This is a genomic window from Solimonas sp. K1W22B-7, assembly GCF_003428335.1.
Taxonomy (GTDB): Bacteria; Pseudomonadota; Gammaproteobacteria; order Nevskiales; family Nevskiaceae; genus Solimonas_A.
On sequence record NZ_CP031704.1, the window covers coordinates 834,767 to 861,107 of the forward strand.

General features: G+C 68.4%; 18 protein-coding genes. 8 read left to right on the forward strand and 10 right to left on the reverse strand.

The window, feature by feature from the left end; genetic code table 11:
• The first annotated feature begins 92 nt into the window (after positions 1-92).
• Positions 93-413 carry a hypothetical protein gene (locus D0B54_RS04075; RefSeq protein ID WP_117289439.1) on the forward strand — a complete coding sequence of 107 codons (321 nt, stop codon included), beginning with the start codon at positions 93-95 and terminating at the stop codon, positions 411-413.
• A 169-nt stretch (positions 414-582) separates the two neighbouring features.
• Positions 583-906 carry a hypothetical protein gene (locus tag D0B54_RS04080; RefSeq protein ID WP_162932187.1) on the forward strand — a complete coding sequence of 108 codons (324 nt, stop codon included), beginning with the start codon at positions 583-585 and terminating at the stop codon, positions 904-906.
• 65 nt (positions 907-971) lie between these two features.
• Here the strand turns inward: D0B54_RS04080 and D0B54_RS04085 are convergent, their stop codons facing one another.
• The 3 genes from D0B54_RS04085 to D0B54_RS24135 form a co-directional block, all read right to left on the reverse strand.
• Positions 972-3,893, reverse strand: coding sequence for a ribonucleoside-diphosphate reductase subunit alpha (locus D0B54_RS04085; protein WP_117289443.1), 2,922 nt, complete (start codon positions 3,891-3,893; stop codon positions 972-974).
• A gap of 389 nt (positions 3,894-4,282) precedes the next feature.
• A complete protein-coding gene (locus D0B54_RS04090) occupies positions 4,283-5,233 on the reverse strand; it encodes an FHA domain-containing protein (RefSeq protein ID WP_117289445.1) in 951 nt (316 codons plus the stop codon).
• A 4-nt stretch (positions 5,234-5,237) separates the two neighbouring features.
• Positions 5,238-5,570: a hypothetical protein gene (locus tag D0B54_RS24135; protein ID WP_162932188.1), complete on the reverse strand. Its 333-nt coding sequence runs from the start codon at positions 5,568-5,570 to the stop codon at positions 5,238-5,240.
• A 74-nt stretch (positions 5,571-5,644) separates the two neighbouring features.
• Here D0B54_RS24135 and D0B54_RS04095 point away from each other — a divergent pair, with 74 nt between their 5' ends.
• Positions 5,645-6,928 carry a serine/threonine-protein kinase gene (locus D0B54_RS04095; RefSeq protein WP_162932189.1) on the forward strand — a complete coding sequence of 428 codons (1,284 nt, stop codon included), beginning with the start codon at positions 5,645-5,647 and terminating at the stop codon, positions 6,926-6,928.
• A 247-nt stretch (positions 6,929-7,175) separates the two neighbouring features.
• Here the strand turns inward: D0B54_RS04095 and D0B54_RS24140 are convergent, their stop codons facing one another.
• Positions 7,176-8,507: an OmpA family protein gene (locus D0B54_RS24140; RefSeq protein WP_162932190.1), complete on the reverse strand. Its 1,332-nt coding sequence runs from the start codon at positions 8,505-8,507 to the stop codon at positions 7,176-7,178.
• A 315-nt stretch (positions 8,508-8,822) separates the two neighbouring features.
• Between D0B54_RS24140 and D0B54_RS04110 the strand changes: the two genes are divergently transcribed.
• Positions 8,823-9,620, forward strand: a complete 798-nt coding sequence (locus D0B54_RS04110; protein ID WP_162932191.1) for a hypothetical protein — start codon at positions 8,823-8,825, stop codon at positions 9,618-9,620.
• A gap of 89 nt (positions 9,621-9,709) precedes the next feature.
• On the opposite strand, the gene D0B54_RS04115 is transcribed toward D0B54_RS04110, so the two are convergent.
• Genes D0B54_RS04115 through D0B54_RS04130 form a run of 4 tightly spaced genes read right to left on the reverse strand, consistent with a single transcriptional unit; the run spans position 9,710 to position 14,026 of the window.
• A complete protein-coding gene (locus tag D0B54_RS04115) occupies positions 9,710-10,894 on the reverse strand; it encodes an ABC transporter permease (RefSeq protein ID WP_117289454.1) in 1,185 nt (394 codons plus the stop codon).
• A 1-nt stretch (position 10,895) separates the two neighbouring features.
• Positions 10,896-12,047: an ABC transporter permease gene (locus D0B54_RS04120; RefSeq protein ID WP_117289456.1), complete on the reverse strand. Its 1,152-nt coding sequence runs from the start codon at positions 12,045-12,047 to the stop codon at positions 10,896-10,898.
• A 12-nt stretch (positions 12,048-12,059) separates the two neighbouring features.
• Positions 12,060-12,794, reverse strand: a complete 735-nt coding sequence (locus D0B54_RS04125; RefSeq protein WP_117289458.1) for an ABC transporter ATP-binding protein — start codon at positions 12,792-12,794, stop codon at positions 12,060-12,062.
• 8 nt (positions 12,795-12,802) lie between these two features.
• Positions 12,803-14,026 carry an efflux RND transporter periplasmic adaptor subunit gene (locus tag D0B54_RS04130; RefSeq protein ID WP_117289460.1) on the reverse strand — a complete coding sequence of 408 codons (1,224 nt, stop codon included), beginning with the start codon at positions 14,024-14,026 and terminating at the stop codon, positions 12,803-12,805.
• Positions 14,027-14,259: 233 nt separating this feature from the next.
• Here D0B54_RS04130 and D0B54_RS04135 point away from each other — a divergent pair, with 233 nt between their 5' ends.
• From D0B54_RS04135 to D0B54_RS04150, 4 genes are all read left to right on the forward strand, one after another.
• Positions 14,260-16,692: an acyl-CoA dehydrogenase gene (locus D0B54_RS04135; protein WP_117289462.1), complete on the forward strand. Its 2,433-nt coding sequence runs from the start codon at positions 14,260-14,262 to the stop codon at positions 16,690-16,692.
• The gene (locus D0B54_RS04140) at positions 16,685-18,238 is read left to right on the forward strand and encodes a glycerol-3-phosphate dehydrogenase/oxidase (protein WP_240433545.1); all 1,554 of its coding nucleotides are present in this window, start codon (positions 16,685-16,687) and stop codon (positions 18,236-18,238) included. The genes D0B54_RS04135 and D0B54_RS04140 overlap by 8 nt, the downstream gene beginning before the upstream one ends.
• A 185-nt stretch (positions 18,239-18,423) precedes the next feature.
• Positions 18,424-20,733 (forward strand): hypothetical protein, encoded by a 2,310-nt coding sequence (locus D0B54_RS04145; RefSeq protein ID WP_117289466.1) that lies wholly within the window; start codon positions 18,424-18,426, stop codon positions 20,731-20,733.
• A gap of 18 nt (positions 20,734-20,751) precedes the next feature.
• The gene (locus D0B54_RS04150; protein WP_117289468.1) at positions 20,752-22,587 is read left to right on the forward strand and encodes a DUF1302 domain-containing protein; all 1,836 of its coding nucleotides are present in this window, start codon (positions 20,752-20,754) and stop codon (positions 22,585-22,587) included.
• Between the two features lie 222 nt (positions 22,588-22,809).
• Here the strand turns inward: D0B54_RS04150 and D0B54_RS04155 are convergent, their stop codons facing one another.
• Positions 22,810-23,262 carry a Crp/Fnr family transcriptional regulator gene (locus D0B54_RS04155; protein ID WP_117289470.1) on the reverse strand — a complete coding sequence of 151 codons (453 nt, stop codon included), beginning with the start codon at positions 23,260-23,262 and terminating at the stop codon, positions 22,810-22,812.
• 191 nt (positions 23,263-23,453) lie between these two features.
• Positions 23,454-26,279: an excinuclease ABC subunit UvrA gene (gene uvrA, locus D0B54_RS04160; RefSeq protein WP_117289472.1), complete on the reverse strand. Its 2,826-nt coding sequence runs from the start codon at positions 26,277-26,279 to the stop codon at positions 23,454-23,456.
• Positions 26,280-26,341: the final 62 nt, after the last annotated feature.

Consider the following 26,341-nt stretch of genomic DNA (forward strand, 5'->3'; position numbering starts at 1 on the left):
TCCTCATGTAGGGGCCGCTGCGGTATCCGGCCCTGAATGGACTCAGGGCGTGGCTGCTGGCGGGCTTGTCCTTCGCGACCGGGAGAACTCCCATGACGAGGCGTGCCTTGTTTTGTGCCGCGTTGCTGCTGGTCCAGCTGCCGCTGCATGCGGAAGACCTCGAGAGCGAGGTCCTCGCCGAGCGCAGCGCCGACATCGATGTCGGTGGCGTCTCCGGCTTGCCGGCGGCGGAGATCGAGGCGGGCCTGCTGTCGAACCGCGTGCTGATCGAGCAGGCCGGCAGCGACCACTACGCCATGGTGGACCAGTCCGGCCGCGACAATTACGCCAGCATCCAGCAGGCCGGCACCGGCGCTTCGGCGCTGATCGTCCAGTCCGGCAGCGGCAACTTCGCGGTGGTGCAGCAGCGCTGAAGCCGCTCGCGACGGGCGTCTGACGCACCGCAACATGACAGGCTGATGGCAAGTGCGCGCCATCGGTCGGTCCATGGCGACCGCTGGATGCGGCGGGGGCCTGAAGAGCATCCAGCGCGAGGCCTGGCGGCCGCTATCCGGGGCATTCCCGATCGCCAGGAGCCGCGCCATGTCCCGTTCCACCCTGCTCTGTCTCGCCCTGCTGCTGGTGCCGGCGCCGCTGCTCGCGGCCGACCTCGAAAGCCAGATCCTGGCGGAGCGCGAGGCCGACATCGATCTCGGCAGCGGCTCCGCCGCCGCAACGCCGGCGCAGGTGGAGGAGAGCCTGCTGCGCAACCGCATCGCCATGGAGCAGTCCGGCCGCGACAACTACGCACGGGTGGAGCAGTCCGGCAGTGCCAACTTCGCCAGCGTCAGCCAGCAGGGCGTCGGTGCTTCGGCTTACATCCTGCAGTCGGGCAGCGGCAATACGGCGGTGATCGTGCAGCGCTGAGCGGGGTCCCAAGAAAAAGGCCGCTCCGGTTGCCCGGAGCGGCCCTGTTCAACAGCCGCTGAAGCCTACTGGCAGGCCTCGCACTCCGGATCCAGGATCGAGCAGACCTTGGCGCTGCCGACGTCGGTCGACGCCACCGGGGCGGCGACCGGCGCGGCCGGCTTGGCGGAGGAGCCGCCCGGGGCGCCGTTGCCGACGGCGTTCAGGCGGTTGTCCTGGATCGTCGTCTTCTCGGCGTGGGTGGCACCCAGGGTGCGCAGGTAGTAGGTCGTCTTGAGGCCGGACAGCCAGGCGTGCTTGTACAGTTCGTCCAGCTTCTTGCCGTTGGGCTGCGCCATGTACAGGTTCAGCGACTGTGCCTGGTCGATCCACTTCTGGCGGCGGCTGGCGGCATCGACGAGGCGCTTGGCGTCGATCTCGAAGGCGCACTTGTAGAGCTCCTTGATCTCGGCCGGGATGCGGTCGATGCGCTGCACGCTGCCGTCGAAGTACTTCAGGTCATGCGCCATCACCTCGTCCCAGAGGCCGAGCTTCTTGAGGTCGTTGACCAGGTACTCGTTGACCACGGTGAACTCGCCGGACAGGTTCGATTTGACGTACAGGTTCTGGTACGTCGGCTCGATCGACTGCGACACGCCGGTGATGTTGGCGATGGTCGCGGTCGGGGCGATGGCCATGGTGTTGGAGTTGCGGATGCCGACCTGGCGGATCTGCGCGCGCAGGCCGTCCCAGTCGAACTGGCCGGAGACCGCCGTGTCCTGCTTCAGGTACTTGCCGCGGGTCTTGGCCAGGATCTGGATGGAGTCCACCGGCAGGATGCCCTGGTCCCACAGCGAGCCCTTGAAGGAGCTGTAGGCGCCGCGCTCGGCGGCCAGGTTGGAACTGGCCTTGATCGCGAAGTAGCTGACGGCTTCCATCGAGTGGTCGGCGAACTGGATCGCGGCGTCGCTCTCGTAGGGCAGGCGCAGCTTGTACAGCGCGTCGTTGAAGCCCATCACGCCCATGCCGACCGGACGGTGGCGCAGGTTGGAATTGCGCGCCGTGGCCACCGAGTAGTAGTTGTACTCGATGACGTTGTCGAGCATGCGCATGGCGGTGTTGACCGTGCGCTCCAGCTTGGCCACGTCGAGCTTGCCGTCGACGATGTGCGCCGGCAGGTTGATGGAGCCGAGGTTGCAGACGGCGATTTCCTGGCCGGCCTTGGTGTTCAGCGTGATCTCGGTGCAGAGATTGGAGCTGTGCACGACGCCGACGTGCTGCTGCGGCGAGCGCAGGTTGCAGGGGTCCTTGAAGGTGACCCAGGGGTGGCCGGTTTCGAACAGCATCGACAGCATCTTGCGCCACAGGTTGAGCGCCGGCATGCGCTTGAAGTTCTTGATGCGGCCGTCGTCGGCCAGCTTCTCGTACTCGCAGTAGCGCTTCTCGAAGGCGTCGCCCACCAGGTCGTGCAGGTCCGGCGTCTCCTCGGGGGAGAACAGCGTCCACTGGCCTTCTTCCATGACGCGCTTCATGAAGTAGTCCGGCACCCAGTTGGCCGTGTTCATGTCGTGCGTGCGGCGGCGGTCGTCGCCGGTGTTCTTGCGCAGTTCGAGGAATTCCTCGATGTCGCGGTGCCAGGTCTCCAGGTAGCCGCAGACCGCGCCCTTGCGCTTGCCGCCCTGGTTGACCGCCACGGCGGTGTCGTTGGCCACCTTCAGGAACGGCACGACGCCGTTGGACTTGCCGTTGGTGCCCTTGATGTAGCCGCCCATGCCGCGCACCGGGGTCCAGTCGTTGCCGAGGCCGCCGGCAAACTTGGACAGCAGGGCGTTGTCGTGGATGGCGCCGAAGATGCCGCCGAGGTCGTCGGGCACCGTGGTCAGGTAGCAGGACGACAGCTGCGGGCGCAGCGTGCCGGAGTTGAACAGCGTCGGCGTCGACGACATGAAGTCGAAGGACGACATCAGCGTGTAGAACTCGATGGCGCGGGCTTCGCGGTCGATCTCGTTCATCGCCAGGCCCATGGCCACGCGCATGAAGAAGGCCTGCGGCAGCTCGAAGCGGATCCTGTTGCTGTGGATGAAGTAGCGGTCGTACAGGGTCTGCAGGCCCAGGTAGTCGAACTTCTGGTCACGGTCGGCGAGCAGGGCCTTGCCCAGCGCGTCGAGGTCGTACAGGGCGAGCTTGGGGTCCAGCAGCTCCAGCTCCACGGCGCGGTGGATGAAGGCGCTGAAGTAGGCCGGGTACAGGCCCTTCATGTCCTCGAAGGTGGGGCGGGTTTCCGGCAGGCCCAGGAACTTCAGGGCCTCGTGGCGCATGGCGTCGCAGAGCAGGCGCGCCGACACGTAGGTGTAGTTGGGCTCCTTCTCGATGCGGGCGCGGGCGGCCAGGGTCACGGCCTGCGACAGCTCGGCCTCGGGGATGCCGTCGTAGAGGTCGCGCAGGGCGGAGGTGACCACCTCGTCGACGCTGACGCCGGTCAGGCCGGCGCAGGACTCGCTGACGACGCGGCGCAGGCGCGCCTCGTCCAGCGGCACGGAGCGGCCGTCGTCGAGCTTGACCGACAGGCGCGGCTGGCTGGACTCGGGGGCCTTGGCGGCCTCGGAGGCGCGCTCCTTGGCGCGCTCGGCGCGATAGATCACGTAGGAGCGGGCGATCTTGTGCTCGCCGGCGCGCATCAGGGCCAGTTCGACCTGGTCCTGGATGTCTTCGATGTGCAGGGTGCCGCCGCCGGAGATGTGGCGGGTCAGGGCCTGCACGACCTGGGCGGTGATGGCCTCGACCTTCTCGCGCACGGCGGCCGAGGCGGCGGCAGCGCCACCCTCGACGGCCAGGAAGGCCTTGGTCACGGCGATGCTGATCTTGCCGGCGTCGAAGCCGGTGACCTTGCCGTTGCGGCGGATGACCTTGATGCCGCCGGGGGCGGTGGCCGCGACTTCCACCGTGGAGGCGGGGGCGGGCGGGGCGCGGCGGGATTCTTGGGTGACGGCGGTGGATTCGTTCTGCATGTGCTCTCCCCCTGGATGATGGGTCCTCGCGGGCGCCAAGGGCGCGGCGACCTGCGGGCTTCTTCGGAGTACCTGAAGCCGCGTCCTTACGGGGGTGGCTCGGATAGTGTTGCTACCATATCTTGTGGTTCTTGCGGTCGTCAACCCCAAGCGTTTGTGTCCAAGACGGTGCAAAGACCCTGCCAAAACTGTGCATAAGCTGGGGATTGAAGGGTAAAAAACACGGTCCCATGCGGCTTGCGGGGCGAGGCGGCCCGGGAAGGCCCGGGATTGCGTGATCGGGCACGAAAAAGCCCGCAGGAACGGGCCTTGCGGGCGGTCGTCGAATGAGATTATTTATATAATTATTTAATTAATTTCATCTATATAAAAACCAAAAAAGCTATGGATCACTGCTGTTCGGTACGCATCATCTTGGTGTCGCCGTCGCTGCCGGCATCGCCGGCCATCGACAGGCGGCTGGGCGTGCAGGAGTAGCGCACCACCTCGCCGGTCTGCGTGGACAGCGGTGCGCCCGGGCTGATCGCGCCTTCGCCTGCCAGCACGATCTTCTCGTTCTTGATCAGCAGTTCCTGGCCGCCACCGGTGAGCACGTAGGTGCCGTTGCGGCTGTCGTCGACGTAGTAGAACTTTTCCTTCTCGAACTCGATGCGGCCGTGCACGCGCGAGGATTTCTCGCCGCTGACCTGCACGCCGCAGCTCTTGTCGCGACCGATCAGGATCGGGCAGTCGCTGGAACGGAAGGTCTGCGGCACGCCGCGCACGCGCAGCGTCAGCACCAGGAACACCCCGTCGGTGCTGGTGCCCAGCCCGGCCAGGCGCGTCTCCTGGTTCTCGGTGCTCTCGTTGTCGACCATCGGCAGGATGAACAGGTCGCTGCGCGCCGAGGGGCGCGGCGGCGGCATGATCTCGCCCGGACGGAACTGGGCGACGAAGTCGCGCAGGCCGGCCACGCCGTTCTGCGGCACCGCCGACACCAGGCCGGCGAGGCGGAAGGTCCAGTCGCTCTTGACGCGCGCCTGCTCGATGACGACCGCGCCATGGCCCAGGATCACGCGGGCATCCAGGCCCAGGCGGCTCAGGTCGGTGTCGCGGGCGCTGGCCACCAGCTGGGCCACCCGCCGCGCCATCTGCAGGGCGTTGGCGGGTTCCGGGAAGAACACGTAGAGCTTGCGCGGCGTGGCCTCCATCACCATGCCTTCCAGGCGGGTGGCGGCCGAGGTCAGCTCGCGCACCTCGGCGAAGTTCAGCGGGGCGTCGACGATCTGGTTGGGGCGCGACTCGCTGAAGTCGGCGTAGAGCGCGGCACCACGGTACTGGCCATCGGATATCTGGGTCATGGCATCACTCGCAACTGTAGCGGAGGGTTTCGCCGGTTTGCTCCAGCAGGGGACAGCCTAGGCTGATCACCCCGCGTCCGGCTAGGGGAAGCGACTCGCGGCGCAAAAAGACCTCGCGAGCGTCGTCGCCGACGACAGGGTCGGGGCCGCGGAAGCAGGTCGGCACGGCATCGCCGGGTGTCTTGACCCGTTCGCCGCTATGCTGGTGCGTGATGCGGCTGAGCGCATGCAGGTGCCGGTCTACCGCCTGCCTGGCGTCGGCGAGCTTTTCGTACGCGGCCGTGCTGCCGCCGAGATCGGCAGACAGTACGGTGCGCCATGCTCGTTCACCCGCCATGCGCCAGGTATGTCCCGGAAAAGCTTGAGCTTGATTATACAATCGGGGCGGCGTGGTGCTGGAGGGCGCCAAACTTGACCTATCAGAAGCATTGCCCGGGATGTTACGCGGAGAAGGGCGGGGCGGCGGTGTGCCCGGCCTGCGGCTACGACGAGTCGGCGCCGCGCTCGCCGCTGTTCCTGCCCCATGGCATCGTCATCGGCGGCCAGTTCCGCGTCGGCCGCGTGCTGGGCAAGCCCGGCGGTTTCGGCATCACCTACATCGGCTGGGACATCCACCTGCAGCAGCGCGTGGCGATCAAGGAGTACCTGCCGCGCGACCTGGCCACGCGCACCGCCGAGTCGCTGGACGTGCACGTCCATACCGACGCCGACCAGGCCAACTTCGCCTTCGGCCGCGAGCAGTTCCTGCGTGAGGCGCGCATCGTGGCGCGCTTCTCCCATCCCAACATCGTGCGCGTGCGCAGCTTCTTCAACGCCAACGGCACCGCCTACCTGGTGATGGACTACTACGAGGGCGTGTCGCTGGGCGAGTACCTGTCCACCGTGCGCAACAGCCTGATGCCGGGCGTGGCGCTGCGCCTGATGCGGCCGATCCTGCAGGGGCTGCAGTACGTGCATGAGCGCAACGTCATCCACCGCGACGTCAAGCCGCACAACATCTACCTGGCCGCCGACGGCCGTCCGATCCTGCTCGACTTCGGCGCCGCCATGCCGTCGGCCGGCGAGCGTCCGCACAGCCTGGTGGTGGTGGTGACCGAGGGCTATGCCCCGCTGGAGCAGTACCAGCGGCGCAGCCCGCAGGGCCCCTACACCGATGTCTACGGTGTTGCCGCCACGCTGTACCGCATGATCGCCGGGGAGCTGCCGCCGATGGCCCTGGACCGGCTGGGGCACGACCCGCTGCAGCAGAGCGGCTACAGCGCGCTGCCGCCGGCGATGCGCGAGGGCATGGCGCGCGCGCTGGCGGTACGGCCGCAGGACCGCTACGCCTCGGCCGAGGAGTTCCTGGCCTTCCTCGACGGCCTGGACGAGGAGGAGATCGACACCGGCGATCGCGCCGCCGCGGTGTTCGTGCGGCCGGACCACCGGCCGCGCGAGAACGTGACCACCGAGGTGTCGGTGTCGCTGACCGGGGAGAAGCGCGCGGTCAGCGCCCTGCTGCCCGAGCCGCCGACCCGGCCGGTGGGTGAGGGGTTGGCGGTGGTGCCTGCCGTGGCTCCGGTGCCCGCAGCGGCAGCGCCTGCAGCGGTGGTGGCGCCGCCGTCCTCCGACGCGCTGCCTGCGCGCTGGCGCTGGATCGTGGCGCTGCTGGCGGCGATCAGCGTGGTGGAGTTCGTGTTGCTGGTGGCGCGATAACGCACAGCGCCTCCGATTGAAGGCTTCGCCCCTCACCCCAGCCCTCTCCCCGCAGGCGGGGAGAGGGAGGTACAAGGAGGCTCTTCCCCTTCGGACAAGCGGAGTGGCCCGGAGGCAATCCCGGGTTGCCGCGAGCCGATGGCAGTCTGGACTGCGTACAGGCTACGGTTGGGCTTGCAGGCAGCACAAAGAAAAAGGCCGCCGGGTTGCCCCGGCGGCCTTTGTCGTTACGGCTTGCGGCTCAGGCTTACTTCTGGCCTTCGACGCGCAGCTCGGTGCGGCGGTTGACCTGGCGACCGGCATCGGTGTCGTTCGGCGCAACCGGCTGCGATTCGCCGTAGCCCTTGGCGGTCAGGCCGTCGGCGGCGACGCCCTGCTCGATCAGGTAGTCCTTGACGGCCTTGGCGCGCAGGTCGGACAGCTCGAGGTTGTACTGGTCGCTGCCGACGTTGTCGGTGTGACCGGCCAGTTCCATCGGGATCTTCTTGTAGGCCACGATCTTCTTGGCCACGTCGTCGAGGATCTTGCGGGCGTCCGGGGTCAGCGTGGCCTTGTTGAAGTCGAACACCACGCCGGTCAGGGTCAGGACCTGCGGCAGGGCGCAACCGCGACCGTCCACTTCCATGCCCTGCGGGGTATCCGGGCAGGAGTCGTACGGATCCAGCACGCCATCCTGGTCGGCATCGCCCGGCTTGTCGGCCGGCACCACCACGACCGACTCCTTGGTCTCCGGCAGCGGGGTCAGGCCGTCACCCGGCAGCACCAGCGGCAGTTCCAGGCCCAGGCCCACCTTGATGTCCTGGCGCTTGTCGAGGAACTCGTTGGCGTCGTAGATGTAGCGGCCTTCCAGGCGGATGCGGAAGCCGAAGTCGCTGATCGGGCCGCTGAGGAAGCCGATGCCGGCGTTGCCGAACCAGCTCCACTTGTCCTCGTCGTCCGGGATCACGTCGGTGTAGTTGGCGCCGCCGCCGATCAGCACGAACGGGGTGAAGCCCGTGCGGTCGCCGAAGGAGTAGACCAGGTCGGGGCCGACGCTGTAGCGGTAGAAGTCAGTGGTGCCGTCGACGTCGGTCTCAATGTTGTCGGCGGTGAAGCTGCCTTCGATGTACCAGTTACCCGTCCAGTTCCAGCCGCGGATCAGCTGCAGGCCGATGGCGTGCTCGATGCTGTCGTAGGGTGTGTCACCGACGAAGGTGTAGGTGCCCAGCAGGCTGACGTAGTCCGTCACCTTGGCGGCGCCCGGGGCTTCCGGGGCGGCTTCGGTGGTTTCCGTGGTCTCGGTCACCGTTTCGGTGGTCGTTACCGTCTCGGTCACGGTGGTGTCGGCCGGCACGGCCTCTGCCTCGGGGGCCAGTTCCGTGGTGGCGGCGGCTTCGGCCGGCGCGGCTTCGGCGGCGGCCGCTTCAGGCGCGGCGGCCTCGGCGGGTGCGGCTTCGGCGGGGGCAGCAGCTTCGGCGGGGACCGGTTCGCCGACGATCGCTTCTTCGGTCGGGGCGGACTCGGCGGCCGGGTCCTGTGCGAACGCCATCGGCGCGAGCGCGAGACAGGCCAGGGGGAGCTTCTTCAGCAGCGCTTTCATCGTGACTCTCCTGATGGTTGGGGTGGGCACATACCGTGCCTGCGGAGCGGTTAGGAAGGCCGTTCCGGGTGCGTTTCTTTATTTGACGACTCTGAGGCTTTGGACCTGCTGAATACTATATCGTGGAGGCCGCCAGGAATGCTCGTCAGGGCTTAAACGAGCGCTTTAGTGACAAACCCGTCCGATATTTCTTACATTACAGGCAGATAGGCCTGGGGCATCATACTACCGGTTGAAGCCGGCAGGCACTATCTGCATAGCGGTATATAAGAAAGACATTTCGTTAACCCCTTACCGACAGTGGAGATGTACAACATGAACACCAAGCTCACCCAGGCCTGCGGCATCGCGCTGCTGGCCATCTCCGGCCTGATGCTGGCCGGCTGCGACGCCAACGGCGACGGCTCCATCGACGGCAGCGGTACCGTGGGCGGCGGCGGCGACACCAACGGCAACGGCACCATCGACCCCAACGAGTTCCCCAATGACGGCAGCGTTCCGACCGACGTCACGGACAACGGCACGCCGATCACCGGCCGCTTCATCTGCGACCTGAGCCTGAACAAGGCGAAGGGTGTCACCACCGACGCCGGCACGGGCGGTGTCGTCGGCGGTATCCTGGGCGGCATCCTGGGTGGCCTGGGCGGGCAGACGCTGAACCAGCTCCTCGCCAGCGTCAAGGACAAGGACCTTGCCATCGACACCCGGCTCGACACGCATTCGACCTTCACGCTGACCGCCACCGGCCTGGGCATCCTCAGCTCGGTGGACCAGGTGTTCAACCTTGCGGCCACCGTGCCGTCCAGGGACTACGCCGTGTTCGCGATCGGCTTCCCCGGCGGCACTGTGGACCTGTCGCTGCTCAATACCCTGGACATCACCACCTTCCTGGGCACCACCGAGCAGGAGACGCGTGCGTTCACGCAGAATGCGCTGGAACTGCTGGGCGTGGACGCGATCGGCGATGACCGCATCTACCTCGGCATGAAGGTCACCAAGCCCTACGACCATGCCACCATCGGCCTGTCCGGCGGCCTGCTGAGCGTCAACGTCGGCGAGGCGATGTTCGTGCATGAGTTCTGCACCAAGGGCCATTTCGTCGCCGCTCCGTAAGCTTCATCGCTGCAAACAAAAAAGCGCGGCTACGGCCGCGCTTTTTTGTTGGGTGATGGTTTTGGGTTCTGCTTTTGCGGGAGCGTGTTTCACCCCGCCGACCGCAGCGCCTCCACCACCGGCAGCCTTATCGCCTTCAGCGCCGGGAAGAAGCCGCCGACGGCACCGATCAGCAGGGCCCAGATCACGCCCTGCCACAGCAGGTCCGGGGTCACGCGGAAGGCGAAGGCCACCTGGCTGAAGGTCTGGAAGTTCAGCGTGGAGACGCTGTAGCCGTTGAACACGACGTAGGAGATGGCGGCGCCGAGCAGGCCGCCGGCCAGCGACAGCAGCATCGCCTCGATCATCACCGACACCAGCACCGGCGCGCCGCCGAAGCCCAGGGCGCGCAGCGTGGCGATCTCCACCGTGCGCGTCGATACCGCGGCGTACATGGTGTTGAGCGAGCCGAACAGCGCGCCGATCGCCATGATCACGCCCACGGTGTAGCCCAGGCCGTTGATCAGGCCGTTGAGCGCCTTGGAACGCGAGGAGTAGTACTCCGGCTCCTTCTGCACGCCGGGGTTGAGGCGTGGGTCGGTGGTCAGCGCGTCCTTGAAGCGCGCGAAGTCCTGCTCCGACTCCAGCTGCACCGTCACCGAGTTGGGGGCGCCGCGCTTGCCGGCCTGCATCAGGGTCTCGGCGTCGGCCCACAGCTCCGATTCGTGGACGTCGCCGCCGCTGTCGAAGAAGCCGACGATGGTCCAGTCGCCGTCGCGCAGCGGCAGCTTGCCGCCCAGGGTCATGCCGGCGAACTGGTCGCGCGCGCCGCGGCCCACGATCACCTCGTAGATGCCGGGCCTGAACATGCGGCCCTCGACCAGCTTGACCTCCGAGCGCACCTGCAGCACGTTGGGGCCGGTGCCGCGCAGCACGACGTTGGCCGGCTCGGTCTGGCCCTTGCGCGGCAGGCCGGCGAGCATGTAGACCTCCGACACCGCCAGCGGGCGGCCGTCGCTGCCCATGCGGATGCCGGGCGCCTGCTGGATGATGAGGGCCTGCTCGCGGAACAGCACGCTGGACAGCTCGTCGGTGGCGCCGCCGCGCATCACGATCACGCGGTCGGGCCGGCCGGTGCTGTTGAGCGTGGCCTGGAAGCCGCGCGCCATCGACAGCAGCGCCACCAGCACCCCGACCACGCCGGCGATGCCGATCACGATCACCAGCGAGGCGCCGAGCCGCTGCGGGATGGCGCGGAGGTTCATGAGGGTGACGGCCCAGACTTGTTGAATCATCTCAGTGCCCCGCGAGCGCATTGACGATGTCGAGCCGCATGGCGCGCCAGGCGGGCGGAAAACCGACCACCACGGCCAGCGCCACGGCCACGCCCACACCCATGAACCAGACCTCCGGCTCCATGCGCAGGCCCGGCACCTTCGCCGCCAGGCCGGGCATCAGCAAGGTCGCCACGCCCAGGCCCACCAGCGCCGCGATCAGGCACAGCAGCAGGGACTCGGTCAGCACCAGGCCCAGCACGCTGCGGTCGGAGAAGCCGATGGTCTTGAGCACCGCCAGCTCCGGGATGCGCTCGCGCACCGACTGCATCATGGTGTTGCCGGTCAGGAACAGCAGCGTGAAGAACACCGCGCCGAGGATCGACTGGATGATCAGCTGGATGTCGCCCATCTGCTTCATGAAGGACTGATTGAAGGCCTTCTCCGAATCGGTGCGGGTTTCCTTGGGCGAGTTGGCGAACTGGCGGTCGATCGCCGCCGCCACGCTGCCGGCCTGCGCGGGATCGGCGACCTTCTCCAGGTACCAGCCGGTGTAGCCCTGGCCGAACTGGCGCGCTTCGTCGAAGTAGTCGAAGCGGAACAGCATCATCTCGGTCTGGTTCCGGGTGGCCTCGTCCTTGGTGTCGATGAAGCCGACGATGTCGAACTGCCAGTCGTTGCGGCCGTCGCGCTTGGGCCAGATCGCCGCCTGGACCGGGACGCGGTCGCCGATCTTCCAGCCGAACTTCCTGGCCAGGCCGACGCCGACCAGGGCGCCGGTCCTGGTGCGCGCCCAGAGCGCCTTGGCCTCGTCGCTGACGATGAACTCCGGGTACATCTCCAGGTAGGTCTCGTGGTCCACCGCGAACTGGGCGAAGAAGTTCTTTTCGTCCTGGTAGACGCCGCCGAACCAGTTGGCGTGCGAGACCAGCGTCACGCCCGGCACCGACTTGATGCGCGCGTAGTAGCCGATGGGCAGGATCTCGGTGAAGGAGAACTTGCCGGCGGTGAACAGGCGGTCGGCACCGGAAATCTCGATCGACTTGGTCATGCCCACCGCCACCGCCTGCAGCATGCCGAACAGCAGGAAGGCGACGACGATCGACAGCATGGTGTAGATCGTGCGTGGCTTCTTGCGCCAGAGGGCGGACCAGATGAGGGGGAAGTATTTCATCGTCCGGTCCCCTCAGCTATGCGCCGAGGTTTCGACGAGACGTCCTTTATCCATATGCAGCTGATGCGTCGCGAACTCCGCCGCCTTGGGATCGTGCGTGACCATGACGATGGTCTTGCCGTGCTCGCGGTTGAGCGTCTGCAGCAGCTGCAGGATCTCGTCGGCGGTCTTGCGGTCGAGATCGCCGGTGGGTTCGTCGCAGACCAGCAGGGTGGGGTCGGCCACCAGGGCGCGGGCGATGGCGACGCGCTGCGCTTGGCCGCCGGACAGTTCGCTGGGCTTGTGCGTGCCGCGGTCGGCCAGGCCGACGATCTGCAGCGCCACGCGCACGCGGCGCATGCGGTCGGCGGCCGGCAGGCGCGTCAGCAGCAGCGGCAGCTCGACGTTGCGCTCGGCGTTGAGCATCGGCATCAGGTTGTAGAACTGGAACACGAAGCCGATGTGGCGCGCGCGCCATTTCGCCAGGTCGCCGGAGCTGAGCTGGTCGATGCGCTCGTCGGCAACCCTGACGCTGCCGGCGCTGGGGCGGTCGAGCCCGCCGATCAGGTTGAGCAGCGTGGTCTTGCCGGAGCCGCTGGGGCCCATCAGGGCCAGGAAGTCGCCGCGGGCGATGTCCAGGTCCAGGCTTTCCAGCACTTCCACGGTCTGCTTGCCGCGCGTGTAGTGCTTGAGCACGCCGCGCAGGCTGACGATCGCACTCCCCGGGACGGCGGACGCCTTCTGCAGGCTGACGGTCGCTGGTTCCATGATGATGCCTACTCCTTGAGCTTGACCTTCTTGCCTTCGGCGAACTGCGTGAAGTCGCCCACCGCGAGACGCTCGCCGCCATTGAGGCCGCCGAGCACGCTGATGCTGCCGTCGCTGTTGCCGCCGAGCTTCACGGCGCGGCGCTCCAGCGTCAGGTCCTGGCGGACCATGAACACGACGCCGTCATCGCCCTGCTTCTGTACGGCCTCGGCCGGCACCAGGACGCCCTGCGGCTGTTCCCTGGCCTTGTCCGCCGCGCTCTCGCGGAAGGCCACGCGCACGCCCATCTCGGGCAGCACGCGCGGGTCCTTCTGCTTGAAGCCGACGCGGACCTTGACCGTGGCCTTGCTGCGGTCGGCGGTGGGGATCACCGCGATCACCTCGCAGGGAATCTCCAGGTCCGGGTAGGCGTTGAGCCGCGCCGCCGCCGGCTGGCCCGGCTGCACGCGGTTGATGAAGTTCTCGTTGACGTCGACCTCGATCTCCAGCGAGTCCATGTCCACCAGGGTGCCGATGCCGGTGCGGGTGCCGGCGCCGCCGGCCGACAGCGGCGAGATCATCTCGCCGGGCTGGGCGTTCTTCACCGTGATCACGCCGGCGAAGGGTGCGCGCACCACGGTGTCGTCGAGCGCGCGCTGCTGCACCGACAGGCCGCGCTGGGCCACGCCGATGTTCTGTCTGGCGGTCTCGAGCTGGGCGCGCAGGCTGTCGGCATTGGCCTGGGCCGTGTCCAGGGCCTGCTGGCTCAGCAGCTTGCGATCCGCCAGCTCGCGCGTGCGGGCCAGCTGGCGCTCGGCCTCGGACAGCTGTACCTGGACCTGGACCTGCTGCGAGCGCGAGGCCGAGAGCTGCGACTGGGCCAGCGCCAGCTGTGCCTGGGCGTTGCTGTCGTCGATGCGTGCGAGCACCTGGCCCGCCTCGACGCGGCGGCCTTCCTCCAGCAGCACCTCGATGACCTTGCCGGTGACCTTGGAAGACACGGTGGCCTGGCGCCGCGCGACGACGTAGCCGGAGGCGTCCAGCACCGAGGCGCTGGCGCCGGGGCCGGCGGCGCGGGCGGTGGCGGTGGTGATTTCCAGGGGCTTCTCGCCGCTGAAGAAGGCGGCGGCCGCCAGGGCGACCACCAGCAGGGCGGCGCCGATCAGCGCCCAGCGCAGCCAGGGGCTGTGCTGCGGCGCACGCGCGGAATGGTCGATCCGGAGCTGGTCCAGCAGGGCGGATTTGTCGGTCATGAAGGGTCGTGGATTGTCAGCCGACGTTTATCCTAGAAAACGCGGCAGTCCGCAAATGAACGCAAAGAACGCAAATGGGAGCAGGGTGCCTGAGCCCGATATTCGCGTTCATTTGCGTTCATTTGCGGACCGGTTGCTGTTTTCAGGTCGATTTACGGTCCCGGGCGGGCGTCCTGCCGCTGCAGAAGGGCGATTCGGTATGCTGGGGGCTGGATCCCCATGAAACCCACCGCATGATCTGGCTCCTGCTGCTGATCGCCCTGGGCGTGGCCCTGGCCTACCGGCGCGCCGCGTCCCGTACCGCGCTGACGGCCTATGCCCTGCTGCTGATGGCCTATGCCGCCACCGGCGGGGCCTGGAGCCTGTTCTTCGTGGGTGCCCTGCTGCTGGCCGTGGCGGGCGCCGTGCTGCTCAACCCGCCGCTGCGCCAGGAATGGCTGAGCCGGCCGGCGCTGGAGTATTTCCGCCGCGTGATGCCCGAGGTCAGCGACACCGAGCAGGCGGCGCTGGACGCCGGCACGGTCTGGTGGGACGGCGAGCTGTTCGGCGGCCGGCCGGACTGGAGCCGCCTCCATGGCCTGCCGCCCGCGCGGCTCAGCGCCGAGGAGCAGGCCTTCCTCGACGGCCCGGTGACGGCCTTCTGCGCGCTCTGCGACGACTGGCGCATCACCGCGGTGGACCGCGACCTGTCGCCGGAGGCCTGGGCGTACCTGAAGCACCAGGGCTTCTTCGGCATGATCATCCCGAAGCAGTACGGCGGCCTGGGTTTCGGTGCGCTGGCGCACTCGGCGGTGCTCAACCGCATCGCCTCCGGCCCCGGCGGCGTCACCGCGGCCTCGATCGTGGCGGTGCCCAATTCGCTGGGCCCGGCCGAGCTGCTGCTGCACTACGGCACCGACGAGCAGAAGCAGCAATACCTGCCGCGGCTGGCGGCGGGCGAGGAAATCCCCTGTTTTGCGCTGACCTCGCCCTGGGCCGGCTCCGACGCCGGCGGCATCCCCGACTACGGCCTGGTCTGTCATGGCCCGTGGCAGGGCAGCGAAGTGCTGGGCATGCGCCTGACCTTCGACAAGCGCTACATCACGCTGGCGCCGGTGGCGACCCTGGTGGGCCTGGCCTTCAAGCTCTACGACCCCGAGCGCCTGCTCGGCGGTGGTCGCGAACTGGGCATCTGCTGCGCGCTGCTGCCGCGCGACACGCCGGGACTGGAGATCGGCAACCGCCACTGGCCGCTGGACAACCCCTTCATGAACGGCCCGGTGCGCGGCCGCGAAGTCTTCGTGCCGCTGGATTTCATCATCGGCGGGCCGCGCCAGATCGGGCAGGGCTGGCGCATGCTGATGGAATGCCTGGCGGCCGGCCGCGCCATCTCGCTGCCGTCCAACACTGCGGGCCAGGCGACGATGGCGGCGCTGGCCAGCGGTGCCTATGCGCGCATCCGCCGCCAGTTCGGGTTGCCGGTGGGGGCCTTCGAGGCCGTGCAGGAGCAGCTGGCGAAGCTCGGCGCGCAGGCCTACGCGGTGCAGGCGGTGCGCCAGCTCACCGCGCAGGCGGTGGAACTGGGCGAGAAGCCCAGCGTGCCCTCGGCGATCGCCAAGTACTACTGCAGCGACACCGCGCAGGACTCGCTGCGCCGCGCCATGGACATCCATGCCGGCAAGGGCGTGATGCTGGGGCCGGCCAACTGGCTGGCGCGCGCCTTCCAGGGCTCGCCGGTGGCGGTGACGGTGGAGGGCGCCAACCTGCTGACGCGCGGCATGATCCTGTTCGGCCAGGGTGCGCTGCGCTGCCATCCGTATCTGCGCGAGGAGATCGCCGCCACGCGCGAGCCCAATGCCGCGCTGGCGCTGGAGCGCTTCGACACCTTGCTGATGGCGCACCTGGGCCATGCCCTGCAGGCCGGCGCGCGCAGCCTGGTGCTGGGGCTGACGCTGGCGCGCTGGGGCGATGCGCCGGGCGACGCGGCGATGCGCCGCATCGGCCTGCGCGCCAACCGCTACAGCGCCGCGCTGGCGCTGTGCACCGAGCTGACGCTGGCCGCACTGGGCGGCGCCCTGAAGCTGCGCGAGAGCCTGTCGGCGCGCCTCGGCGACGTGCTGATAGCGCTCTATGTGGTCAGCGCCGCGCTGCGCCGCTACGACCAGGAGGGCCGCCCCGGCGAAGACCTGCCGCTGCTGCAGGCGGTCTGCGACGAGCAGTTCCTGCGCATCGAGACCGCGCTGGACGGCTTGCTGCGCAACCTGCCGAAGCGGCCGCTGGCCTGGGCCGGGCGGCTGCTGGTGTTTCCGCTGGGGCGCCATGCGCGCGCGGCCGACGACGCCACCGGGCAGAAGATCGCCGCCGCCCTGCAGCAGCCCGGCGGCCTGCGCCTGCGCCTGGCCGAAGGCCTGCACACGGATGCCGCTTCGCCGCTGGGCCGCCTGGAGACGGCGATGGTGCAGGCGATCGATGCCGAGCCGCTGCTGCGCAAGCTGGGCCAGGCGCAGCGCGCCGGCCGCCTGCAGCATCCGCACCCGCTGGACCGCATCGACGAGGCGCGCGAGGCCGGCGTGCTGGCCCAGGACGAGTCGCGCCAGCTGCGTGCGGCGCTGGAAGCGGCCGAGGCGCTGTGCGCGGTCGACGAGTTCGACGCCGGCCTCGAGCGGGTGCTGAGCCGGCATGCCTGAGATGGTCGCCGCCTTTCCCTTCCTGCGCCGCCCCGCGGCCCTGAGCGGGCGCGAGTTCGACCTGCTGGTGATCGGCGGCGGCATCTACGGCGCCTGGATCGCCAACGACGCGGCGCAGCGCGGTCTCAGCGTGGCGCTGGTGGAGAAGCACGACTGGGGCAGCGGCAGCTCCTCGGCCTCCAGCAAGCTGATCCACGGCGGCCTGCGCTACCTGGAGAACTACCAGTTCGACTTCGTGCGCCAGGCGCTGCGCGAGCGCCGCCGGCTGGTGCGCATCGCGCCGCACCTGGTGCGGCCGCTGAACTTCATCGTGCCGGTGTGGAAGGGGCCGCGTGCCAGCACCTTCACGCTGTCGGCCGGCCTGACGCTCTACGACCTGCTCGGTGCCGGCAGCCGGCCGGTGGCGCGGCATCGCCAGTACCGCCCGCCGGCGTTGCTGGCGGAGTTTCCCTTCGTCGATCCGCGCAATCTGCTGGCGGGCTTCCGCTACGGCGACTGCCAGGTCGACGACGCGCGCATGACCCTGGTGGTGGCCGCCGCGGCGCAGTCGCATGGCGCGGTCTGCGTCAACCACATGGCGGCCGAGCGCCTGCTGGAGGATGAGGGCGGCGTGCGCGGTGCGCTGCTGCGCGACAGGGAGACGCGGCAGTCCTTCGAGCTGCGCGCGCAGGTCACGGTCAACGCCGCCGGCCCCTGGGGGCTGGCACTGGCAGGCGAGGCGGCGCCGCCGGTGCGGCGGGTCAAGGGCACCCACCTGGTGATGCCGCCGATTCCCGGTTGCGAGGAGGCCTTCCTGCTGACCGCGCGCGATGGCCGCGTGTTCTTCGTCATTCCCTGGTACGGCCGCACCCTGGTCGGCACCACCGAGCAGGAGATCACCAGCCCCGCGCAGGCGCAGCCCACGGACGAGGACACGCGCTACCTGCTCGCCGGCCTCAACAACGGCCTGCCGGGCCTGCGCTGGACCGCGCGCGACGTCATCGCGCGCTATGCCGGCGTGCGCATGCTGCTGCCCGCGGAATACGGCAGCCTGTCGCAGATGACGCGCGAGGCGGCCGTGATCCAGCCCCGGCCGCGGCTGCTGATGCACATCGGCGGCAGCTACACCACCGCACGCCGCGACAGCGTCGAGATCGTCGACGCCGTGTACCGCGCGCTGGACCGGCGTGCGCCGCCCTCGCGCACGCACGAGCTGCCATTGCCGGGAACTCCGCCGCTGCCGTTCGAGCAGTGGCAGCCGCAGGCCATCGCGCGCCTGATCGCCTGCGGTGTCGACGAGGAGGCCGCCGGCTGGCTCAGCCTGCGCCACGGCAGCGGCATCGAACTGCTGATGCAGCGCATGGAGGAACGCCCGGAATGGCGTGCACGCATCCACCCGGAGCTGCCGTTCCTGATGGTGGAGGCAGCGCATGCGCTGGAGGCCGAAATGGCACGCGACGCCGACGATGTGCTGCGCCGCCGCGTGCCGCTGGAGCTGCTGCTGCCCGACGACGATTCGCGCGAACGCATCGAAAACCTGATCGGGCGTCACCGCACAACTGTGTAGGAATGGTCCGACAAACGGTATTCATTGCCGGTCCGAGCCGATTGTTTGCTGCGCTGCGACACACCAATACTGCCCCGAGATGGTGCGGGCCCGCAGCTGGGCCTTACGAGTCCTGGCGGAGCCCGGGGCAACAATAAACGCGGAAGCAGAAGAAAAAGCTTCCCCACGGTGCAGGAGAAGACGAGATGAGATACGCCCCCCTCGGTGCGTTGGCTTTGGTGTTGGCGCTGTCCGCTTGCGACAAGGCGTCCAACGAAGGCGGGGACTTCCCCGGCGGTGTGGGCACCGAGGCGGTGTCGATCTTCGATCCGCTGGCGGCCAGCCCGCAGATTCCGTTCCCGGTGGACCTGCTGTTCGCCGGCTTCAGCGATCCGACGCTGAACATTCCCAACGCCACCGCCGTGCCCTTCGTCACCGCCGCCAATGAGCAGGACGGCTGGTCCACCGTGGCATCGGCCTTTACCGACCTCACCGGGTTCGTCGATTTCGACACCGTCGCGGCGGCGCTGACCATCATCGACACCTCCACCTCGCCGCCGACGCCGCTGGTGCCGGGCGTGGACTTCCGCGTGCAGAGCTCCACCGCCACCGATCCGGTCGATGGCCGCGCGATCTCCGACAAGCGCAGCCGCATCCTGATCGAGCCGCTGAAGCCGCTGAAGCCCTCGACCACCTATGTCGTGGGCCTGAGCACCGCCGCGCGCTCCACCGCCGGCGAGCCGATCATCCCCAGCGACTACTTCCGCGTGGTGCGTTCGTCCTCGCCGGTCGCCGAGCAGACCGAGCCGGTGCTGGCGATCCTCACCGCGCCGCAGAAGGCGACGCTGGAAGCCATCCGCCAGCAGCTGGTGCCGGTGATGCAGCTGCTCGCCGCCTTCGGCAAGCCCGCCGACACCGTCGCCATCGCCTGGCCGTTCACCACGCAGTCCACCACGATCACGCTGCAGCGCATGGCCGCGGCCGCGCAGCCCAACGTGCTGCGGCTGCAGCAGGCCCCGGCGCCGGCACCGGCCCCTGCCGGCACGGTGCTGACCACCACGATGCTGGGCCTGCCCGGCGCTCCGGCGCAGGTCTATGCCGGCCGCCTGACGCTGCCCTACTACCTGTCCGCTCCCAGCGCCGGCAATCCCACGGCGCCGCTGACCGGCTTCTGGCAGGCGGACATCACCCAGCCCAACCTTGCCGCCAGCTTCCTCGGCCGCGTGCCCTGCGGTGCCTTTGCCAGCGGCGCGGATATCGATCCGGGTCCGGGCGTGCTCACCGCCAGGCCCAGCACCAGCACCACGATCTGCTACCCGCTGCCGCGCAAGCTCAGCGACCAGACCGTACCGGTGATCGCCACGGTGCCGGTCGGCGAGATGCCGGCGGGCGGCTGGCCGGTGGTCATCTTCCAGCACGGCATCACCGGCAACCGCTCGCAGGTGCTGGGCCTGGTGCCGGCGCTGACGCAGGCCGGCTTCGCGGTGATCGCGATCGACCTGCCGCTGCACGGCATCCGCACGGCCGACGGCAGCATCGCCGCCTTCCGCGTGCCGGGCACCACCGAGCGCACTTTCGACCTGGATCTGGTCAACAACACCTCGGGTGCTCCCGGGCCGGATACCGTGGTCGACGGTTCGGGCACGCATTTCATCAATCTCTCCAGCCTGATCGTTTCGCGCGACAACCTGCGCCAGGGCGTGTCCGACCTGCTGGTGCTCGGCAAGTCGCTGGTGCCGGCGGGCGGCATCGCCGATCCGGGCACGATCTTCGTGTCGCTGGCCGGCGCGCCGCAGGCGGTGCGCTTCGACACCACGCAGGTGCGCTATGTCGGCCACTCGCTGGGCGCCATCGTCGCCAGCACCTTCCTCGGCGTGAACACGGCCACCGGCGCCGGCGTGCTGGCGATGCCGGGCGGCGGTATCGCCAAGCTGCTCGATGCCTCGGCCAGCTTCGGCCCGCGCATTTCCGCCGGCCTGCAGGCGCAGACCGCCAGCTTCCCGGTGGCCAACCGCATCGTGCAGGGCAACGACAACTACGAGACGTTCATACGCTTCGCGCAGACCCTGGTCGACTCCGGCGATCCGCTGAACTTCGCCGCCGCGACCAAGGCCAACCACCCGATCTACATGATCGAAGTGGTCGGCGACGCGGTGGTGCCCAACTGCGCGATCAAGGGTGATCCGCTGTGCCCGGCGACCGACGTGCTGCCGATCTCCGGCTACCTGTCCGGCACGACGCCGCTGGCGCGCGTGATGGGGCTGACATTCAGGCCCGGGCCCGGCGAGGGCCCGGCGCTATCGGTGCCGGTGGCCACCGCCAATGTGCTGCTGGGTGAGGCCGCACGCTACAACGTCGTGCGCTTTGCCCAGGGCGACCACGGCTCGATCCTTTCCCCCACGGCTTCGGCCGACGCCACCACGGAAATGCAGCGCCAGGCCGCCAGCTTCCTGAAGTCCAATGGTGCCTGCCTGCCCATAGGCGGCGCCTGCCCGGCCCCGCCGGCGGCTGACTGAGCGCGAGGAGAAAACAACATGAAGAACATCAACAAGAAGAACCTGATCTCCCTGGCTGCCGCCGCCCTGTTCGTGCCCGCGCTGCCGGCGCAGGCCTTCAGCGACGAGGTCCACGGCGTGTCCCTGCAACTGGAGAGCAAGCTGTCGGTGGGCGTGGCCAAGCGCGTGCAGAGCCGCGACGACGGCCTGGTCGGCATCGCCAACGGCGGCACGGCCTACTCCACCAACGGTGACGACGGCAACCTGGCCTTCGACAAGGGCGACCTGGTGGCCGCCGCCGCCAAGGTCACCTCGGACCTGACCTTCACCCGCGGCAACTGGGGCGCCTTCTTCCGCGGCAGCTACGTCTTCAACGAGAAGCTGCGCAACTACGACTTCTTCAACCGGGCCGACTACGGCCCCGGCAAGGAGGCGCCGCTCTCGGAATACGACGCCAAGAACGAGATCCTGCGCGACCGTCTCGGCAGCGACGCCGACCTGCTCGACGCCTACCTGTTCGGTGCCTTCGATATCGGCCCGCGCTCGATGGCCTTCAAGCTCGGCCGCCAGGTCATCAACTGGGGCGAATCCACCTTCGTGCTGCACGGCATCAACAGCATCCTGGCCTTCGACCAGGCGCAGCTGCGCGTGCCGGGCTTCGAGCTCGACGAGGTGCTGGTGCCCACCGAGAACCTGTGGCTGTCCTACAACCTGCTGGAGAACCTCTCGATGGAGGCCTTCTACCAGCTGAACTGGCGCCGCACCGATATCGATCCCTCCGGCTCCTACTGGGGGACCAACGACTTCGCCGGCATCGGCGGCAACCGCGCCAACCTCGGCCTCGGCCGTGTCGACGAAAACGCGCCGGCCGGCACGATCTGCACGCCGCCGGGAGTCTCCTGCGTATTCATCGGCAGCACCGTGCCGCGCGGACGCGACAAGCTGGCCAGCGACTCCGGCCAGGGCGGCATCAAGCTCAGCACGCTGGTGAAGTACCTCAACGACATGGACCTGTCGGTCTACGCGATGAACTACCACAGCCGCCTGCCGCTGTTCAGCGGCACCTCGCGTGCCAGCGCGGTGGCGCCGGCCAGCACGGCCAACTACTTCGTCGAGTACCCGGAGGACATCCAGCTCTACGGCGTGTCGTTCAACACCACCGTGGGCGACTACTCGGTGCAGGGCGAGTACAGCTACAAGGTGGACCAGCCGCTGCAGATCGACGACATCGAGCTGCTGCTCACCGGCCTGGGCGCGCCCAGCCAGATCAATCCCAACCAGGGTGCCGCGCTGGGCGGCCAGTACATCCGCGGCTGGCGCCGCTACGACATCAGCCAGGGCGACCTCGGCTTCACCGCGCTGTTCCCGCCGAACCGCCTGTTCGGCTGGGACCAGGTGCTGATGGTGGGTGAGGCCGGCATGGCCTATGTGCATGGCATGCCCGATCCGGAGGTGCTGGCCTTCGAGGCACCGGCGACCTATACCGCCAACCCCGGCACCGCCGCGATCAACGGTCCAAACCCGGCCATCGTCGGCACGCCGAGCACGCCCTACGACCGCTATGCCACGCCGTTCTCCTGGGGCTACAAGCTGATCGCGCGCTTCACCTACAACAACGTGTTCAACATGTTCACGGTGGAGCCGACGATCCGCTTCGACCATGACGTGGACGGCACCACGCCGACGCCGATCACCAACTTCGTGGAGGATCGCAAGTCGGTGCACGTGTCGGTGGGCGTGGTCTACCTGCAGGCCTGGCAGGGCGAGGTCGGCTACACCACCTACTTCGGCGCGACCAAGTCCAACGGCCTGGGCGACCGCAACCTGCTCGGCGACCGCGACTACGTCGAGGCGGTGCTGAAGTATTCGTTCTGAAGGAATGCGCGCGGTGACGGCCGCGCAATGAGTATCGTGGGGTGTGTGCCTGGGGCCGGGAAACCGGCCCTTTTCTTTTTGGCCGGTAACCCCCAAACCGTTCACACCGAGTAGCGCAGCGTATCGAGGTGCTGCCGGCGCGTGCCTCGATACGCCGCTATGCGGCACTCGGCATGAACGGGTCAGGTACTTGTTGCTGCAAACCAGCCCGCCTTCAGACCCTTAGGCCGGGTCGTTGAAGTCGCGCAGGCGCGTGATCAGGCGTACCAGCAGGTTGCGGTAGATCGTGGCCGCGGCCTGGGCGTCGTTGGCCACCAGCTTCTGGAACAGGCCGCTGGGCAGGAAGTACAGTTTGGCCGGCTCCACTGCCCGCAGCGAGGCCGAGGCCGGCTTGCCGTCGATCAGGGAGTATTCGCCGAAGCAGTCGCCGCGGCCCAGCAGGTTGAGGCGCACGTCGGCGCCCTCCCGCGGCTGGTAGACCTCGACCTTGCCTTCCAGCACCACGTAGAACCCCGGGCTGCTGCGCTGGCCCTCGAACAGCACCTGCGAGCCGGCAGCGGCCTCCAGGATCATGGCGGCGCCGATCACCCGGTCCATGGCGCGCGGCTCCAGGCCGCGGAAGGCGGAGGATTCGGCAAGGACGGCGCGGTAGCGCTGGGGCTCGGTCAGGCTCATGGGGGGATCATAGCGCGGGCCGTGCAAAGTGCCAGAGGCGGAGCGTCAGGTGGCCTTCTGTTGTAGGAGCGGCTGCTGGCTTAACTCAGGCTGACATTGAGTCAGCCTTCGCCTGGGCCAACAGCTAGCCGCGAGGGCCGGTGATCATGGTCACCGGCCCTCGCGGCTAACAGCCGCTCCTACAAAAGCGGTCAAGCCTTCAGCAGCGGCTTGAGGAACCGGCCCGTGTGCGAGCGCTTGTTCTTCGCCACGTCCTCCGGCGTGCCGCAGGCGACGATCTCGCCGCCGCCGGAGCCGCCTTCGGGGCCCAGGTCGATCAGCCAGTCGGCGCGCTTGATGACGTCGAGGTTGTGCTCGATGATCACCACGGTGTTGCCATGCTCGCGCAGGCGCTCCAGCACCTTGAGCAGCTGCGCCACGTCGTGGAAGTGCAGGCCGGTGGTGGGTTCGTCGAGGATGTAGAGCGTCTGGCCGGTGTCGCGGCGCGACAGTTCCTTGGCCAGCTTGATGCGCTGCGCCTCGCCGCCCGAGAGCGTGGTCGCGTTCTGGCCCAGGGTGATGTAGGACAGGCCCACGTCCATCAGCGTCTCCAGCTTCTTGCGCAGCGCCGGCACCGGCTTGAAGAACTCCAGCGCGTCCTCGACCGTCATGTCGAGCACTTCGTTGATGGCGCGGCCCTTGTACTTGATCTCCAGCGTCTCGCGGTTGTAGCGGCGGCCCTTGCAGGTGTCGCAGGTGACGTAGACGTCGGGCAGGAAGTGCATCTCCACCTTGATGACGCCGTCGCCCTCGCAGGCCTCGCAGCGGCCGCCCTTGACGTTGAAGGAGAAGCGCCCGGCCTCGTAGCCGCGCGCGCGCGATTCCGGCACGCCGGCGAACAGTTCGCGGATCGGCGTGAACAGGCCGGTGTAGGTCGCGGGGTTGCTGCGCGGCGTGCGGCCGATCGGCGACTGGTCGATGTCGATGACCTTGTCGAGCAGGTCGAGGTTGTCGATGCCGTCGCAGGGCGCGTGGTGCGAACTGGCGCCGTTGAGCTGGCGCGCGGCGTAGGCCCACAGCGTGTCGTTGATCAGCGTCGACTTGCCCGAGCCGGAAACGCCGGTGACGCAGGTGATGAGCCCGGTGGGAATCTCGGCGTTGACGTTGCGCAGGTTGTTGCCGCGGGCGTTGCGGATCACCAGGTGCTTGCCCGGCTGGCGCGGGTTGCGCAGCTTGGGCACCTCGATCTTGACGCGGCCCGACAGGTACTGGCCGGTGACCGAGCGTGCCGATTTCTCGATCTGCGCCGGCTTGCCCTGGGCGACGATCTCGCCGCCGTGCACGCCGGCGCCGGGGCCGATGTCCACCACGAAGTCGGCCTGGCGGATGGCGTCCTCGTCATGCTCCACCACGATCACGGTGTTGCCGAGGTCGCGCAGGCGGAACAGGGTCTGCAGCAGGCGCTCGTTGTCGCGCTGGTGCAGGCCGATGCTGGGCTCGTCGAGCACGTACATGACGCCGACCAGGCCGGCGCCGATCTGCGAGGCCAGGCGGATGCGCTGCGATTCGCCGCCGGAGAGCGTCTCGGCGGAGCGGGCCAGGGTCAGGTAGTCCAGACCGACATTGTTGAGGAAGGACAGGCGCGCGCTGATCTCCTTGAGGATCTTCTCGGCGATCTCGCCCTTCTGGCCGGGCAGCTTGAGGTCACCGAACCAGCTGCCGGCCTCGCGCACCGACAGCGAGGTGAGGCTGGGCAGGTTCTGCTGCGCCACGCGCACGTGGCGCGCGGCGCGGTTGAGGCGCTGGCCGCTGCATTCGGGGCAGGCCTTCTGGCTGAGGTAGCGTGACAGCTCCTCGCGCACGGCGTCGGACTCGGTCTCGCGGTAGCGGCGCTCGAGATTGGGGATGATGCCCTCGAAGCGGTGCAGCGAGCGGCGCTTGCCGCCGTACTCGTCGGGGTACTCGAAGGTGATCTTCTCGTCGCCACTGCCGTGGAGCAGCAGGTCGCGCACCTTCTGCGCCAGCTTGTCGAAGGGCTTCTCGGGGTCGAACTTGTAGTGCTTGGCCAGCGAGGTGACGAAGTGCCAGTAGTAGGGGTTCTTCTTGTCCCAGGAGCGGATCGCGCCGGCGGCCATCGACAGCTCCGGGTGGGCGACCACGCGCTCCTCGTCGAACACCTGCATGGCGCCCAGGCCGTCGCACTTGGGGCAGGCGCCGTGCGGCGCGTTGAACGAGAACAGGCGCGGCTCCAGCTCCTCCAGCGAGTAGCCGCAGTGCGCGCAGGACATGCGCGCGGAGAAGCTCAGGGTCTCGCCCTTGTCGTTGCCGTGCGGGGCGATGTGGGCCAGGCCGTCGGACAGGCGCAGCGCGGTCTCGAAGGACTCGGTGATGCGCTGCTTGATGTCGGGCCGCACCTTGAAGCGGTCCACCACGATCTCGATGTCGTGCTTGAGCTTGCGGTTGAGCGTGGGCACCTCGTCCAGCTCGTAGACCTTGCCGTCGACGCGCACGCGCACGAAGCCCTGGGCCTTGGCCTGCTCGAACCACTCGGCATGCTCGCCCTTGCGGCCGCGCACCACCGGCGCCAGCAGCATCCAGGCCGAGTCGGCGGGCAGGGCCAGCACCTGGTCCACCATCTGCGCCACCGACTGCGCTTCCAGCGCCGTGTCGTGGTCCGGGCAGTAGGCGGTGCCGACGCGGGCGAACAGCAGGCGCAGGTAGTCGTAGATCTCGGTGACCGTGCCGACCGTCGAACGCGGGTTGTGGCTGGTCGATTTCTGCTCGATCGAGATCGCCGGCGACAGGCCTTCGATGGCGTCGACGTCGGGCTTCTGCATCATCGACAGGAACTGCCGGGCGTAGGCCGACAACGACTCGACGTAGCGGCGCTGCCCTTCGGCGTAGAGCGTGTCGAAGGCCAGCGAGGACTTGCCCGAGCCGGACAGGCCCGTGATGACAATCAGCTTGTCGCGAGGCAGGTCCAGCGAGACGTTCTTGAGGTTGTGCGTACGGGCACCGCGGATGCGGATGGTGTCCATGGGGGGAGCGTCGGGGGGTGGGAACCAGCTAATATATGTGGCTGAGGCGCTGCATTTCAAAG

Coding starts and splice junctions, on each gene's coding strand:
- D0B54_RS04075 (WP_117289439.1), top strand. CDS start 93: ATGACGAGGCGTGCCTTGTTTTGTGCCGCGTTGCTGCTGGTCCAGCTG.
- D0B54_RS04080 (WP_162932187.1), top strand. CDS start 583: ATGTCCCGTTCCACCCTGCTCTGTCTCGCCCTGCTGCTGGTGCCGGCG.
- D0B54_RS04085 (WP_117289443.1), bottom strand. CDS start 3,893: ATGCAGAACGAATCCACCGCCGTCACCCAAGAATCCCGCCGCGCCCCG.
- D0B54_RS04090 (WP_117289445.1), bottom strand. CDS start 5,233: ATGACCCAGATATCCGATGGCCAGTACCGTGGTGCCGCGCTCTACGCC.
- D0B54_RS24135 (WP_162932188.1), bottom strand. CDS start 5,570: ATGGCGGGTGAACGAGCATGGCGCACCGTACTGTCTGCCGATCTCGGC.
- D0B54_RS24140 (WP_162932190.1), bottom strand. CDS start 8,507: ATGAAAGCGCTGCTGAAGAAGCTCCCCCTGGCCTGTCTCGCGCTCGCG.
- D0B54_RS04110 (WP_162932191.1), top strand. CDS start 8,823: ATGAACACCAAGCTCACCCAGGCCTGCGGCATCGCGCTGCTGGCCATC.
- D0B54_RS04115 (WP_117289454.1), bottom strand. CDS start 10,894: ATGATTCAACAAGTCTGGGCCGTCACCCTCATGAACCTCCGCGCCATC.
- D0B54_RS04120 (WP_117289456.1), bottom strand. CDS start 12,047: ATGAAATACTTCCCCCTCATCTGGTCCGCCCTCTGGCGCAAGAAGCCA.
- D0B54_RS04125 (WP_117289458.1), bottom strand. CDS start 12,794: ATGGAACCAGCGACCGTCAGCCTGCAGAAGGCGTCCGCCGTCCCGGGG.
- D0B54_RS04130 (WP_117289460.1), bottom strand. CDS start 14,026: ATGACCGACAAATCCGCCCTGCTGGACCAGCTCCGGATCGACCATTCC.
- D0B54_RS04135 (WP_117289462.1), top strand. CDS start 14,260: ATGATCTGGCTCCTGCTGCTGATCGCCCTGGGCGTGGCCCTGGCCTAC.
- D0B54_RS04140 (WP_240433545.1), top strand. CDS start 16,685: ATGCCTGAGATGGTCGCCGCCTTTCCCTTCCTGCGCCGCCCCGCGGCC.
- D0B54_RS04145 (WP_117289466.1), top strand. CDS start 18,424: ATGAGATACGCCCCCCTCGGTGCGTTGGCTTTGGTGTTGGCGCTGTCC.
- D0B54_RS04150 (WP_117289468.1), top strand. CDS start 20,752: ATGAAGAACATCAACAAGAAGAACCTGATCTCCCTGGCTGCCGCCGCC.
- D0B54_RS04155 (WP_117289470.1), bottom strand. CDS start 23,262: ATGAGCCTGACCGAGCCCCAGCGCTACCGCGCCGTCCTTGCCGAATCC.
- uvrA (WP_117289472.1), bottom strand. CDS start 26,279: ATGGACACCATCCGCATCCGCGGTGCCCGTACGCACAACCTCAAGAAC.